Origin of the sequence: Deinococcus sp. YIM 77859, assembly GCF_000745175.1 — a bacterium.
Lineage (GTDB): Bacteria > Deinococcota > Deinococci > Deinococcales > Deinococcaceae > Deinococcus.
Window position 1 is genome coordinate 690753 of the sequence record NZ_JQNI01000002.1, and the last position, 14064, is coordinate 704816.

10 protein-coding genes are annotated in these 14064 nt (G+C 66.4%); 6 read left to right on the forward strand and 4 right to left on the reverse strand.

The genetic code is table 11. The features are described from left to right. Positions 1–73: 73 nt before the first annotated feature. The 3 genes from EI73_RS03515 to EI73_RS03525 all read left to right on the forward strand — a co-directional run bounded on the left by EI73_RS03515 (position 74) and on the right by EI73_RS03525 (position 3842). Positions 74–1651, forward strand: coding sequence for an ABC transporter substrate-binding protein (locus EI73_RS03515; protein ID WP_034384299.1), 1578 nt, complete (start codon positions 74–76; stop codon positions 1649–1651). 89 nt (positions 1652–1740) lie between these two features. Then, entirely contained in the window at positions 1741–2778 is a 1038-nt protein-coding gene (locus EI73_RS03520; RefSeq protein ID WP_034384301.1) for an ABC transporter permease, read from the forward strand. A 62-nt stretch (positions 2779–2840) separates the two neighbouring features. Next, positions 2841–3842 (forward strand): ABC transporter permease, encoded by a 1002-nt coding sequence (locus tag EI73_RS03525; protein ID WP_034384303.1) that lies wholly within the window; start codon positions 2841–2843, stop codon positions 3840–3842. 10 nt (positions 3843–3852) lie between these two features. Here EI73_RS03525 and EI73_RS03530 read toward each other — a convergent pair whose 3' ends face one another. Further along, positions 3853–4617 carry a hypothetical protein gene (locus EI73_RS03530; RefSeq protein ID WP_034384305.1) on the reverse strand — a complete coding sequence of 255 codons (765 nt, stop codon included), beginning with the start codon at positions 4615–4617 and terminating at the stop codon, positions 3853–3855. Between the two features lie 87 nt (positions 4618–4704). Further along, positions 4705–5757 (reverse strand): hypothetical protein, encoded by a 1053-nt coding sequence (locus EI73_RS03535; RefSeq protein ID WP_051935402.1) that lies wholly within the window; start codon positions 5755–5757, stop codon positions 4705–4707. A 175-nt stretch (positions 5758–5932) separates the two neighbouring features. Here EI73_RS03535 and recN point away from each other — a divergent pair, with 175 nt between their 5' ends. The 3 genes from recN to pckA all read left to right on the forward strand — a co-directional run bounded on the left by recN (position 5933) and on the right by pckA (position 10574). After that, on the forward strand, positions 5933–7609 hold the full coding sequence (recN, locus tag EI73_RS03540) for a DNA repair protein RecN (RefSeq protein ID WP_034384307.1): 1677 nt from the start codon (positions 5933–5935) through the stop codon (positions 7607–7609). 83 nt (positions 7610–7692) lie between these two features. Next, positions 7693–8781: a protease complex subunit PrcB family protein gene (locus EI73_RS03545; protein WP_034384311.1), complete on the forward strand. Its 1089-nt coding sequence runs from the start codon at positions 7693–7695 to the stop codon at positions 8779–8781. A 209-nt stretch (positions 8782–8990) separates the two neighbouring features. After that, positions 8991–10574 (forward strand): phosphoenolpyruvate carboxykinase (ATP), encoded by a 1584-nt coding sequence (gene pckA, locus EI73_RS03550; RefSeq protein WP_034384314.1) that lies wholly within the window; start codon positions 8991–8993, stop codon positions 10572–10574. A 24-nt stretch (positions 10575–10598) separates the two neighbouring features. Here the strand turns inward: pckA and EI73_RS03555 are convergent, their stop codons facing one another. Continuing rightward, on the reverse strand, positions 10599–11483 hold the full coding sequence (locus tag EI73_RS03555; protein WP_034384317.1) for a DMT family transporter: 885 nt from the start codon (positions 11481–11483) through the stop codon (positions 10599–10601). An 8-nt stretch (positions 11484–11491) separates the two neighbouring features. Further along, positions 11492–14020: an alpha-glucan family phosphorylase gene (glgP, locus tag EI73_RS03560; protein ID WP_034384320.1), complete on the reverse strand. Its 2529-nt coding sequence runs from the start codon at positions 14018–14020 to the stop codon at positions 11492–11494. Between the last annotated feature and the right edge of the window lie 44 nt (positions 14021–14064).

Genomic DNA, 14064 nt, shown 5'->3' on the forward strand with positions numbered 1-14064 from the left:
TTGACCGGCCCTTCATGAGGACCCCGCCCTCCGGGAGAGCGGGGCCTCCTCTGAAACGGCCCACGGAGGCTTCATGAATAAACTGCTGTTGACTGCCCTGCTTGCCAGCCTGCCCACCGCCGGCGCGGCCACACTCGTCTTCGGGAACAACGGTGATCCCGTCAGTCTGGAATCCGGCAATATCACCGACGGCATCAGCATCGCTGTGCAGCGCCAGATCTATGACACCCTGGTGGACTTTAAGGACGGCACCACCGATCCTGTTCCCGGCCTGGCGACGAGCTGGAAAGCCAACAAGGACGCGACCCAGTGGACCTTTACCCTGCGCAGGGGCGTGAAGTTTCATGACGGTACCCCCTTTAACGCTGACGCGGTGATCTTTAACGTCAACCGCTGGTGGGATCCCAAAAACGCCTACGGCTTCCGTAACCAAGGGCACACCTATGAGATCTGGGGGCAACTCATGGGCGGCTACAAGGGGGACGCGACCTCCGTCCTGAAAAATGTCGTCAAGATCAATGACTACACGGTGCGCTTCGATATGAATAAGCCCTCCACCGTGTTTCCCAGCGTGATTGGCTCCGGGTACTTCGGCATCGCGAGTCCGGCGGCGATCAAAAAGGACGGCGCCAAGTACGGCACGCCGGCCAGCAAACCGGTCGGCACCGGCCCCTTTATCTTCCAAAGCTGGAAGACGGGTGACCGCATTGTGCTGCTTCCCAACAAGCTGTACTGGGGCAGCAAGCCCAAGGTGGACCAACTGGTGATTCGCTCCATCAAGGATGCCTCTCAGCGCCTGAATGAGCTGAAAGCCGGAACCATCGACTTTGCCAACGACCTCACGCCGGATAGCCTCAAGGCCATTCAGGCGGATAAGAACCTGGTCGCCGTCAAGCGTCCCTCCTTCAACGTGGGCTTTGTGAGCTTGAATAACCGCAACGAGTACCTCAAAAACGACAAGGTGCGGCAGGCGATCAGCATGGCGATCAACAAAAAGGCGATTGTGGACGCCTTCTGGCCGGGGTTGGGCATCAGCAATGCCTCGTTCCTGCCGCCGGTGCTGAGCTGGGCCAACTCCAAAAACGTGCCTGCCGACTACCGGTTTGATCCTACCGCCGCCAAGAAACTGCTGGCGGAGGCGGGGTATCCGAACGGCTTCAGCATCGACCTGTGGTATATGCCGGTCAGCCGCCCGTACTTCCCGCAGCCCAAGCCCATCGCCGAAGCGATTGCCGCCGACCTCAGCGCCATCGGCATCAAGGTGAACCTGAAGACCGAGGACTGGGCCAAGTACCTCGAAGACCGCCGCAAGGAACCCGGCTTTGACATGTACATGATCGGCTGGACCGGTGACTACGGCGATCCCGACAACTTCTACAGTGCCTACTACGGGCCCGGCGGTTCCGACGACATCAACTGGAACCCTGCTGAACTCGTTCGCCTGCTTGATCAGGGCCGTGCCGCCGTCAGCCAGGCCGACAAGGCCAAGGTCTACGCTCAGATTCACGAGATCACCTACAAGGCGAACTACCGCATTCCGGTGGTGCACAGCCAGCCGCTTGCCGCGGCCCGCAGCTACGTGAAGGGCTGGGTGCCCAGCCCGCTGGGAAGCGAAGCCTTTAACAACATCAGCGTCGCGGGCAAGAAGTAAGTCCGCCAACGCTTGGACCTACGGGGCGGGGCCACGAGCACAGGCCTGCCCCGTAGGCCGCTGAACCGTTTCAAGGAAGAGAGAGCCGCATGGGCAGTTATCTGATACGGCGCATTCTGCGAACACTGCTGGTGATGATCGGCATCAGCGTGGTGGTGTTTGCGTTTGTGCGCTCGATTCCCGGTGACCCGGCCACCGTGATGCTGGGTGAGCGGGCTACGCCGGAAGCCGCCGCCGCACTGCGCGAGCAGCTGGGACTGAATAAGCCCTGGTTTATCAACTACAAGGACCCAGCCCATCTCTTGGAGGCGCAGTACCCCAAGTACATGGCTCAACTGCTGCAGGGCGACCTGGGCAGCGGCCTCAAGAGCAATATTCCGGTGCGTGACGAACTGGTGAACCGCTTTCCCGCCACGGCCGAACTTGCGATCGCTGCGCTCCTCTTCGCCCTGCTTGTCGGCCTGCCTGCCGGTATTCTGGCCGCCCTGCGGCGCAACAGCGTGTGGGACAACTTGGCCACCACCATCAGCCTGGTGGGCGTGAGCATGCCGGTGTTCTGGCTGGGCCTGCTGCTGTCGTATTTTTTTGCCGTGCGCCTGGGGTGGTTACCGCCCAGCGCCCGGCTGGGCAACGACGTGACGCTTGAACCCATCACCGGCTTCTACGTGCTGGACGCCCTGTTGCGCGGCCAGCCCGCTGCCGCGTGGGACGCGCTCCGGCACCTGATTCTGCCTGCTATTGCGCTGGGGACCATCCCCCTGGCGATCATCGCGCGCATCACCCGCTCCAGCCTGCTGGAGGTGCTCGGGCAGGACTATGTGCGAACAGCCCGCGCCAAGGGCCTGGCGAGCCGTACGGTGACGCTCAAGCACGCCCTCAGAAACGCGCTGTTGCCGGTTGTGACGGTGATCGGCCTTCAGGCGGGCGCGCTGTTGGGTGGGGCCGTTCTCACCGAGACGATCTTTTCTTGGCCGGGCCTGGGTTCCTGGCTGTACGAGGCGATCAGCCAACGTGACTACCCGGTGATCCAGGGCGGGGTGATTTTCGCCGCCCTGGTGGTGAGCGTGGTGAATCTGCTCGTGGACCTGAGCTACGCGGCGCTCGATCCGAGAATTCAATACAGATGAGGAATGAGGCTGCGGGCGAGCCAGAGTCCCAGCACCCTTTTTTCCGTCCTGACGAGGTACCCATGACCACCCTCTCTCCTCCCGGAGTTGTCCGCAGACGCCAGCCCAGCATCTTTTGGCGCCGCTTCCGCAAAAGCACCCCCGGCAAAGTCGGTGCGGCGATTGTGGCGGTTTTTGTGCTGCTGGCGGTGCTCGCGCCGATCATTCGGCCCTACGATCCCACCACTGACCGCAACTACCGCCTGAACCTCAAGCCGCCCTCGGTCGCGGCCCTCTGGAACCCCGAGGTGGCCGAGGTGTACCGCGATCCGGTGACGGGGACGGTGAATCCCTGGGCCGCGCCCTTTGGCACCGACAATCTGGGCCGCAGCGTCGCTGTTCGCGTGCTGCACGGCGCGCAGCTCAGCCTTAAGGTGGGCGTGGTCAGCACGCTGCTCGCCCTGATCGCAGGAACGCTGCTGGGGATCCTGGCCGGGTACTTTGGCGGATGGCTCGACAGTGTGACCGGTTATCTGACGGACGTGATGCTGGCCTTTCCCAGCATCCTGCTCGCAATCGGGTTTGCGAGTATCTTTTCCAGCGACACTCCGCCCGCCCCCATCGCCGCTCTGGACCAGCTGTTTGCCCTGCGTAGTCCGCAGCTTGTGACCGCTATGTTGGCTGTGTCGTTGGTGCAGGTGCCCGTGTATATGCGCCTGGCCCGCGCGGTCGTCCTCAGCGTGCGCGAGCGTGAGTTCGTGCAGGCGGCCGGGGCGCTGGGAGCGACACAAAGCCGCATGATCTTCCGCCACGTGCTGCCCAATAGCCTCACGCCGCTGATCGTCCAAGGTGCCCTGAGCATCGCCACGGCCACCATCGAGGTGGCTGCCCTCGGCTTCTTGGGAATCGGCGCGCAGCCACCGCTGCCGGAGTGGGGGACCATGATCAGCGATTCCCGCCAGTACTACATCGACGCGCCGTGGACGATGGTGTTTCCCGGCCTGGCCATCCTGCTGACGGTGCTGGGCTTTAACCTGCTGGGCGACGGGTTGCGAGACGTGCTCGATCCGCGCAGCACGCAGTGACCCTCCCCGCCTAAACCAACGCCTCTGCCAGCCCGCTCAGCGCTTCAGGGTGATACCGCTGTCCCGTCGCGTAAAGGAGCTGGCGGGCGAGGCGCAGGGCGGGCAGGGCAGAAAGGTCAAGCAGCGTTGCGCCGCTGGCGCCGGTGGTGCTCTGCCCGGTGAGGTCCGCTAGGGTGTGATAGGGCTGAAGCAGGCCGGCGGGGAGGCTGCCGCCCGTCAGGACAATCAGATCAGCGCGCTCTGCCAAAGCCTGTAGGGCCGAGTCCCGGCGGCCTAGGGCATAGGGGCGAACACTGCTCGGAAGGGCGCGGGCCAACCGTTCGGCGTCGGGAAGGTGGTCAGCGGCGATGCCAACCGGATTCAACCCCAGGCGGATGAGCGGCACGGCCTGCAAGAGATCCTGGCCGCCCCCGATGAAGAGGGCACCCGCACCCCGCGCCGCGTACCCACTGGCCTCTACGGCATCGATCAGGGCGTCGGCGAGGGTATAGGTGCCGTGGGCACTTCCTCCCGCCAGCCCTCCCGAAAAAGCGACCGCGTCCACCCGGCTCACACGGCGAGCGTCCGGATCGGGCTCCACATGTGGCGCCACGGCTCCTTCCTGAGCGGGGTGAACAAGGGCGCCGCTGAAGCGCAGCGTCAAGCAGGCCTCGATCACGGCCCTCAGATCGTCATGAGGAAGACTCAGCGCCACCAGCCCCAGGTCACGCAGGGTGCGGGCGGCATGAGACGAATAGCCAATGAGAGCGAGGGGCGCATCAGACGCGAGGGACATCAGCGCCAGTGTAGCGCGAGTCCCGAAAAGGCCCGCCGAGCCCTGAAGGGGCGCGACGTCCAGGCGTCAGCGGGCCCTGAGCGCGCCTCAATTGGGCTTGTTGGTCTGGTTCTGCGGCTGAGTGGAAGGCGCGCTGGGGGAGACACTTCCTGTCTTTGCAGCGGGCGAACCCGCCTCAGGGGAGGCGCCCCAACTGGCCCCCGCCGTGCCCGCCTGGGTGGCCGGTGCCGGCGCAGGAGCGGCCGCCGCGGGGGCAGGTTCCTCGGAACTTTCTAGCCACATGCTGCCCACCAGGTTGCGGGCGTTGCGGCTGGCCCGGTGAAGTCGCTGAGCGGCTTCCGGGCTGATCGCCTCAACCGCTTGCAGCACGCCACGGCGAGCTGCGGGAACACGCGCAAGCACCACAGCCCCCACGCCCAGCAGGGCGAACAGCACTGTGCCCGTCCCCAGGCCACCGCTGGAAGCTCGAGCAACCTGCCGCTCGCGCTGCTGCTGCAGCCGTGCCAGATCGCGGGCCGCCTGCTGTCTCAGCTGCCGCAGCTGGCGCTCGGCCTTGCGCTGCTCGTGCCGCGCGGCGCGGCGGCCACGGGCAAGACGGTGCTCGAGGTCGTGTTTCCCAGCCTCCAGATTTCCTCGCGCCTGGTCTCTCAGCTCCTGTATCCGGCCTTCCACATCGGAAAGCAGCGCCACACCGGTACGGCGAGCGTGTTTGAGTTCGCGCTTCGCCTGGTGCCGCGCCCCCTTCAGGGCTCGGCGGGCCTGACGGCGGCGTTTCTCCGTCATGTCCTGAGCGCCACGGGTGAGCTGGGCGGCCCTGTGCGCCACAGCCCCCGCAGCGGTTCCGGCGGCCTCCTGGGCGGTCTCCAGCAGCGCAGAGGCGCGACTGGGCACCTCCTCACGCCACGTCTCCAACGTTCCGGCCCCCTTGTGGGCCACCACCTGCGCGACCTGCTGGGCCTGTTCCGCCGCGCTGGCGACCGCAGGCTTCACGGTGTCGTCCAGGGTCTCCTGTGCTTGATCCAGCAGGTGACGGGTACCATCGGCCAGTTTGCGGCGTGCCTCACGGTTGAGGGCCAGGGCCGTCAATCCGCCCAACAGCAGCAGGCTGCCGCCGCTCACACCTGTCTCGGTGTCTTTCATGTGGTGCTCCTTTCGTGTCTCTCGGCCCTGATTCCAGCCGAGAGAGCCAGAGGTTTTATTGTTGAGGCCAGCGCCGCGAGGAGTGTGGGGAGAACGTAACGCGGATTTCATGTTTCGTGTCTGACCGTGATGCGTGCGCCTCTCTCGCCCGCCGCGCAGGCTCTACACTCGGGGGGTGACCCGCAAGGCCCGCGCTGCCACCAGCTCACCCGTGCCCCGCTCCGCCCCGAGTCCTGCTCGGGCGGGTCCACTCCTGTCCAGGCTCGAAGTCCGCAACCTGGCCACCATCCGTGACCTCACCCTGGAGTTGCGCCCCGGGTTTTCGGCCTTTACCGGAGAGACGGGCGCGGGCAAAAGCATCATTGTGGACGCGCTGGGGCTGCTGCTGGGCGGGCGGTCCAACACGGACCTGATTCGCAGCGGCGAGGAGAGCCTGCTGGTGACCGGCTTTTGGAACGAGGGCCGCAGCGACGAGTGCAGTGCCAGCCGCCGAGTCACCGCCGGGGGGCGCAGCACCGCCCGCCTCGACGGCGAGGTTGTCAGCGTGCGTGAGCTGGGGGAATGGGTGTCTTCCCGCCTCACCATCCACTGGCAGCACAGCGCGCTCAGCCTGCTCACGCCGGCCTACCAGCGCACCCTTCTTGACCGTCCGCTGCCGGAAGAAGTCCAGGCCTACGAGGCGGCGTACCGAGCCTGGACGGACGCGCGAGCGCGGCTTGAGCGGCTGCGCGCGCAGGGGCGCGAGCGAGCACGGCAGCTCGACCTGCTCAGCTTTCAGGTGCAGGAGATCGCGGCGGTTGCTCCTCAGCCGGGCGAGGAGGAGCCGCTGAGCGCGGAACTCACCCGGCTCTCGAACCTGGAGACGATCGCCCTGGGGGCAGCGGGGGCGCTGGACCTGCTCTCGGACGGTGAGACGAGCGCGGCGGGCCTGCTGGCCGACGCCGTCAAGGCCCTTGGCGTAGGCGCGAAGTACGACGAGACCAGTGCTCAGCTTCAGCGTGACCTGCGCGAGGCCCTCAGCAGCGTGCAGGCGGTGGTGGGCGAGCTGCGTAGCCTGGCGGAGGACAGCGCTCCTGACCCCGAGGAACTCGCGCGGGTGGAAGCGCGGCTTTCAGCACTGGGCAAGCTGCGGGCCAAGTACGGTCCCACGCTCGAGGACGTGCTGGCCTTCCAGGCAAAAGCAGAGCAGGAACTGGCCGAACTGACGCGCGACGAGCAGGATGCAGGCACGCTAGAAGCGGAGGTGGACCGCCTCTTCGCGGAGGTGCAGCGGGCCGGCAAGGCGCTCGATGCGGCACGGGCCCGCCAGGCATCACCCCTTGCCGCCAGCCTGGTGAACGTGATCCGGGAGCTGGGGATGCCCCATGCTCGGTTGGAGTTCCGGCTCTCCCCCCTCGGGCAGCCGGGGCCTACCGGCCTCAGCGACGTGACGCTGCACTTTACCGCCAATCCCGGTGAGTCGCTCGGACCGCTCGCGGACATCGCCTCGGGCGGCGAGCTGTCGCGCGTCATGCTGGCGATCAGCACGGTTCTGGGTGCCGAGACACCCGCTGTGGTCTTTGACGAGGTGGATGCGGGCATCGGCGGGGCGGCCGCGCTGGCGGTGGCCGAGCAGCTTTCCCAACTGGCACGCGAACGGCAGGTGCTCGTGGTCACGCACCTCGCCCAGATCGCCGCCCGCGCTGACCACCACTACAAGGTGGAAAAACAGGTGGAGGGCGGCCGCACGATCAGCCGCGTTCGCCTGCTGAACCCCGAGGAACGGCTGGAGGAGATCGCCCGGATGCTGGGAGGCAAGGCCTCCGAGGCCGCACTGTCACACGCGCAGGAGTTGCTGGCAGGACGGGGCTAGGACAGCGTTCTGCCGGAGCAACGTGGGGATTTGGTCAAGAGGGCCTTCAGTCGGCCGTCAGCCGCCCCTCCTAAGCTGGCCGCATGAACAAGATCCTCACTGCCGCGCTCCTCCTGAGTGCGGGCTTGCTTGCGGGCTGCTCGCTCACCGGCCCCGGAGAGCTCACGCTTCACGAGGTGCTGCTGTACGGCGGGGCCCAGGAACGCCTCGTCTGGGTGTACGGAAATATGGGCACGGGGACCCAAAGCAGCGTGAAGCTGGGCGGGACGACCGTCGACCTGCGCGCACAGGTGCCGGATCCCCTCGCGGTGCCCGGGACGCTCAGCGTGAACGGCAAAGCCGTCTACCGCCTGCCGACGGCGTCCCTGCCCCCGAAGCTCTCGGTGACCCGTGACACGCAGGGCCGCTTTCAGATCGCCATGAACGAGGCGGGCGGCAGCGTGTACTACACCGATGGCCGCACCTGGACCCGACTGAATGAGACGGCCGGCAGCGGCGTGAGCGGCACGCCGGTACGCGGGCTGAGGGGCGCGGGGAACCTCACGGATGCGGAGGCGGACGCCCTGAGTGCAGCGCTGCTGAACCAGGGCGCCCTGGCTGTTGCTGTACTCAACGAGACTGCGGTACCCGACCCACCCCTGACGACCGAGCCCGCACCACGTGAGTACCGCCGCACAGCCCTGTACGTTCTGCCGGGTGTGCCGACGGTCGCGGCCACAAGCGGCACGGCGCCGAACAATCCCCCGGCAGCAGGAGGCCGCGTGACCTTTACAGAACTCGCCAGCGGCAACAATGCCAGCGTGACTTCTCCCGCTGTCCAGGTCGCCACCACCCAGGGGGCCTTGGCCGCCCTCTACAACCTCGCCTACGGACGGCAGACGAGCGCGCCTCCTGTGCCGCCCTTGGGGGGCAACGCGACCGCCGTCGCCATCTTCCTGGGTCAGCGCGCCACCGGCGGGTATGGGGTGCGGGTCACCGGTGCCAGCGCTCAGGGCGGCGTCCTCACCCTGACCGTGAACCTCACGGCGCCAGGGCCGGGAAGCATCACGACCCAAGCCCTCACCAGCCCCTGGACCATCGTTCGCGTGCCGGGCACCTACCGTGAGGTGCGGGTGGTGGACACCCAGGGCCGGCCCTTCCAGCTCGGACCGAACAGCGGACAGACCCGCTGAGAAACAGGGAGCCGCCAGCGGGGCAAGAGCTGCCAGCGCCTCTTGCCCCGCTGGCGTTTCTGCGGTGCCCTGTGTTTCCCCCAGCGTAACAACATCCCATTTGGTTTGGAACCGGTTCACAGGGCAGGATGAAAAGGCAATTCTAGACAGGACGACTCGACGTCGCGGAACGGCCCTGTTTCCGCCTGTCCCACGGAAGGAACTTCGCCATGAGCATGACCCAGACGCCCCTGCTACAAGACCTCGGCCTCGAGAACGCAATCATTCACCATAACCTTGGCGTAGACGAGCTGTACGCGGCAGCGCTGCGGCTGGGCGAGGGGGTGAGGGCCGCAACAGGGCCGCTGGTGGTGCGAACCAACAAGACCGGCCGCAGCCCCAAGGACCGCTTTATTGTGGAAGATGACCTCACCCGGGATACGGTGTGGTGGGGCGGCTTCAACACACCCATCAGCCCGGTGGTGTTTGACCGCCTGCTCGACAAGATGACCGCCTCCGCGGAGAACCGCGAACTCTTTGTGCAAGACGTCTTTGCCGGAACGGACCCCCGCTACCGGATCGCCGTGCGGGCCGTGACCGAGATGGCCTACCACTCGCTGTTCGTGCGCAATATGTTCGTGCGGCCCACGCCGGAAGAGCAGGCCGACTTTCAGCCTGACTGGACCATCTTGAATCTTCCCTCTTTTAGGGCCGATCCCGAGCGCGACGGGGTCAGAAGCGACACGTTCATCCTGGTCAACTTCACCCGCCGGATGATCCTGGTGGGCGGCACCCAGTACGCGGGCGAGAACAAGAAGGGCATCTTCGGGGTGCTGAACTTCCTACTGCCTGCGCAGGGCGTGATGCCGATGCACTGCTCGGCCAATGTGGGCGAGGGCGGTGACGTGGCCCTGTTTTTTGGCCTCTCGGGCACCGGCAAAACCACCCTCTCGGCGGATCCTCACCGCCGGCTGATCGGCGACGACGAGCACGGCTGGACCGACACGGGCGTCTTCAACTTCGAGGGAGGGTGCTACGCCAAGGTCATCCACCTCAACGCGGAAGCTGAACCCGCGATCTACCAGACCACCCGCACCTACGGCACGGTGCTGGAGAACGTGGTGCTGAAAGACGACGGCACGCCCGACCTGGATGATGGCCGCCTGACGGAGAACACGCGCAGCGCCTATCCCATCACCCAGATCCCCAACATCGTGCCTGGGGGCATGGCTGGACATCCTCAGAACATCGTGTTTCTGACTGCGGACGCCTTTGGCGTGCTGCCGCCCCTCAGCCGCCTCACGCCCGAGCAGACGATGTACCAGTTCATCAGCGGCTTTACCGCCAAGATTCCCGGCACCGAGCAGGGCGTGACCGAGCCGCAGCCCACCTTCTCGACCTGCTTCGGCGCGCCCTTTATGCCTCGGCACCCCGGCGAGTACGCCCGGCTGCTGGCCCGCAAGGTGCAGGAGCACGGCACGCAGGTGTGGCTGGTCAACACCGGATGGACCGGCGGCCCCTACGGCCAGGGCCACCGCATGAGCATTCAGCACACCCGCGCCCTGATCAACGCGGCGCTCTCCGGCGCGCTTGACCATACGCCGTTCGAGCACGAGCCTTTTTTTAACCTGGCGATTCCCACCGAGGTGCCCGGCGTTCCCACCGAGGTGCTTAACCCCCGCAATACCTGGGCTGATCAGGCCGCCTACGACGCCACCGCTCGCCGGCTGGCGGGGATGTTCCGCGAGAACTTTAAGCGCTTCGCCGACGGAGTCGAGCCGGCCATCACCGCCAGCATGCCCGAGCACGGGTAGGCAGCGGAGCAGCGCTCACCACCGTCAGTTTGCCGGTTCTGCCTCCACGACGGGGCGCTGCCCGCTCAGGCTGATGCCGGTGCTCGCCACAATCACGCACCCCACAGCGAGCCACTGCCAGGGGGTCAGACGTTCATGCAGGAACAGGAGCCCGCTGAGGGCGGCGATGGCCGGTTCCAGGCTCATCAACACGCCAAAGGTGCGAGCGGGCAGCGCGCGTAGCGCGAACATCTCCAGGCTGTACGGCAGGGCGCTGGAGAGGACCGCCACGGCGAGGCCCGCGAGCAGGGCCGGAGGAGTCAGGAGCGTGCGTCCTGCGGCGGCAAGACCAAAAGGCAGGGTGACCGCCGCAGCCACAACCATGCCCGCCACCACTCCGGTCACGCCCGGCACCCGCCGCCCGACCGCCCCACCGGCCAGGATGTACAGGGCCCAAAATCCCCCCGCCGTCAGAGCGAGGGCGGCCCCCACCAGGTCCAGGTGGGCTTCTCCCCCACGCGGCGCGATCAGCACGATGCCCAGCGCCGCAAGCGCCACCCACAGCAGATCCGCAGGGCGGCGCGACAGCGCGAGCGCCAACACAAGCGGGCCCACGAATTCCAGCGTGACCGCCAAACCCAACGGCAGGCGCGTCAGGGAGAGGTAGAAGGTGAGGTTCATCAGGCCAAGGGCTGCCCCGTACGGGAGGATGGCCCGCCAGGCATCTGCCGTGAGGGCTCGCCAGCGAGGCCGGAACACCAGGCCAAGGAGCGCGGCCGCCAGGGTGACGCGCAGCGCCGTGGTGCCCGCTGCGCCCAGGGTGGGAAAGAGCGTCTTTGCAAACGCTGCTCCTCCCTGGATGCTCAACATGGACAGCAGCAGCGTGGGAACCGGCGGCAGAGAAGGCAGAACGGGGCGCACGCAGGGCATTATGCCGCTTACGCCCAGCGGATCAGTCCAGCCTCCAGATCGTTACTCAAGCCCTCGATCACAGGAATCATCCGCACGCCAACGGAGTACAAGCCGCTGTCGGTGAGCGGCACCTCAGCGCTGTAGTGGCCGTCCCCGCGTGGGGTGAGCGGGACACGGGTGACTTGGTCACCGCGTTTCAAGACGGCCTCGACACGCAGTTCTGCGGGGCTGATGCCCGCCGGGCTCACGGTCGCCTGCACCTCGACCTTCTGGCCGGGATGAGCGGTCGCCGGGAGGTGCGCCGTGGCCTGGAGTGCCGTGTACGGCCACTGCTGGCGCACCCAGGCTTTCCAACTGGCGATCTCGCGAGCGCGCTGGCTGCCGTTGGCGGCAAGGGTGGTGCCCCGTTCGCTGAGGGGCAGGTAGTACTTCTGCACGTAGTCGATCACCTGCCGCTGCATAGAAAAGCGGGGGCTGACCGTCTGGATGGCTCGGCGAACCGCCTGCGCCCAGCCGCTGCGCCCTTCGGCGGTCGAGGGAGGAGGCGCGTAGTAGAGCGGCACGATCTGGGTTTCGAGCGTTTGGTAGAGGCTGTAGGCATCGGCGTCGTCCTGAATGTTCAGGTCAGCGTACTCGCGCTCCTCACCGATAGGCCAGCCGTTGGTTCCGTCGTACCCTTCACGCCACCAGCCGTCAAGCACGCTGAAGTTGAGCGCGCCGTTGAAGCTGGCCTTCATGCCGCTGGTGCCGGAAGCCTCCAGCGGACGGCGCGGATTGTTGAGCCAGATGTCCACGCCCTGCACCAGGTGACGGGCGACGTTCAGGTCGTAGTTTTCCAGCATCACGATCTTGCCGCGAAACTCGGGTTCCTGCGAAATGCGGTAGATCTCCTGAATAAAGGCCTTGCCGGGGTTGTCGGCAGGGTGCGCCTTTCCGGCAAAGACGAACTGCACCGGCCGCTGCGGGTCATTCACCATCCGGCTGAGCCGGGCCTTGTCACGGAACAGCAGGGTCGCGCGCTTGTAGGTGGCAAAGCGGCGAGCAAAGCCGATGGTGAGGGCGCGCTCCGAGAGAACTCCATCGGTGGCGGCCACATCGGCAGCACTCGCGCCGTGGCGTATACGCTGCTCGCGCAGGCGCCGGCGCACAAAGGCGATCATCTCGCGCTTCATCTCGAGCTGCACGTCTGCAAGCTGCGCGTCGCTGAGGTTCTCCACGGCCTGCCACATCGCCTCTTCCTCCAGGCGCTCGGTCCAGTCCGCAGGCAGCACGGTTCCCAGCAGGTCACGCATGGCCTGCGAGGTAAACGTGAGGTTGTGCGCGCCGTTGGTGATGTGCCCAATGGGCACCTCCTGTGCCTCGGCCCCCTCGTACAGGAAGTTCCACATGTTCCGGCTCACCTGGCCGTGCAGCTCAGAGACTCCGTTGGCCGCACGGCTCATCCGGAGGGCAAAGACGGTCATGGAGAAGGTCGGCACCCAGTGGCCGTCCCAAAACTGATCCTGCCGCGCGAGCGCGTACAGCTCCTCCCGTGAGGTGTTCAGCCGCGCGGGCCACTCGCCCAGGTAACGGTCCACAAGGTCATAGGCAAAAGCGTCGTTCCCCGCGGGAACCGGGGTGTGGGTGGTAAAGAGGGTCGCGGCCGCGACCGTCTCAACCGCCGTACGAAAGTCGAGGCCCTGATCAACCTGTTCTCGAACACGCTCCAGCCCCAAAAAGGCCGCGTGCCCCTCATTCATATGGTAGACCGCCGCGGGAACGTTCAGCACCCGCAGGGCCCGAATCCCGCCCACGCCCAGCAGCAGGTACTGCTGAATGCGCAGCTCCTGGTTGCCCCCGTAGAGCCGGGCGGTGAGCCGCCGGTCCTCCTCGCTGTTCTCGGGAATATTCGCGTCGAGCAGAAGCACCCGGATGCGGCCCACAGCGAGTTCCCAGACGCGCAGGTGAACGGTGCGTCCCGCAATCTGCACGTGGACGCGAGCCTCCTCACCCGCAGGGGTCAGGGCCGGGCGCAGGGGCAAGGTGGTCACGTCCACCTCGTCGTAGGCTTCCTCCTGCCAGCCGTCCTTGTTCAGCAGCTGCCGGAAGTACCCCTGATGAAACAGCATGCCGACCGCCGTGAAGGGAAGCCCTAGGTCAGAAGCGCTTTTGCAGTGGTCCCCCGCCAGCACGCCCAGGCCGCCACTGTAGATGGGCAGCGCCTCGGCAAAGCCGTACTCCATGCTGAAGTAGGCCACCGGCGCGAGCCTCGGTGCCTGCCGCCTCGCCCAGGTGTCCGTTTTGCCCATGTAGGCATCAAACTCGGCCAGCACGTCACGGTAACGGTCCAGATAGTCGGGGTCAGCGGCGGCCTCGTCCAACCGGGTCTGCGGGACCTCCAGGAGGGTCCGCACCGGATTGTGTTGGAAGCGCTCCCAAATTTCGGGATCGAGGTCGCGGTACAGTGCCTGAGCTCGCGGCGTCCACGACCAGTAGAGGTTGTAGGCGAGTTCGGAAAGCCGCCCGATGGCCTGGGGCAATTGGGGCAGCACAGTGACGTGACCGATGACGTTCATACCCGCCGAGCTTACACCACTTGGCCTCTCCTGCCCGGCGCTCG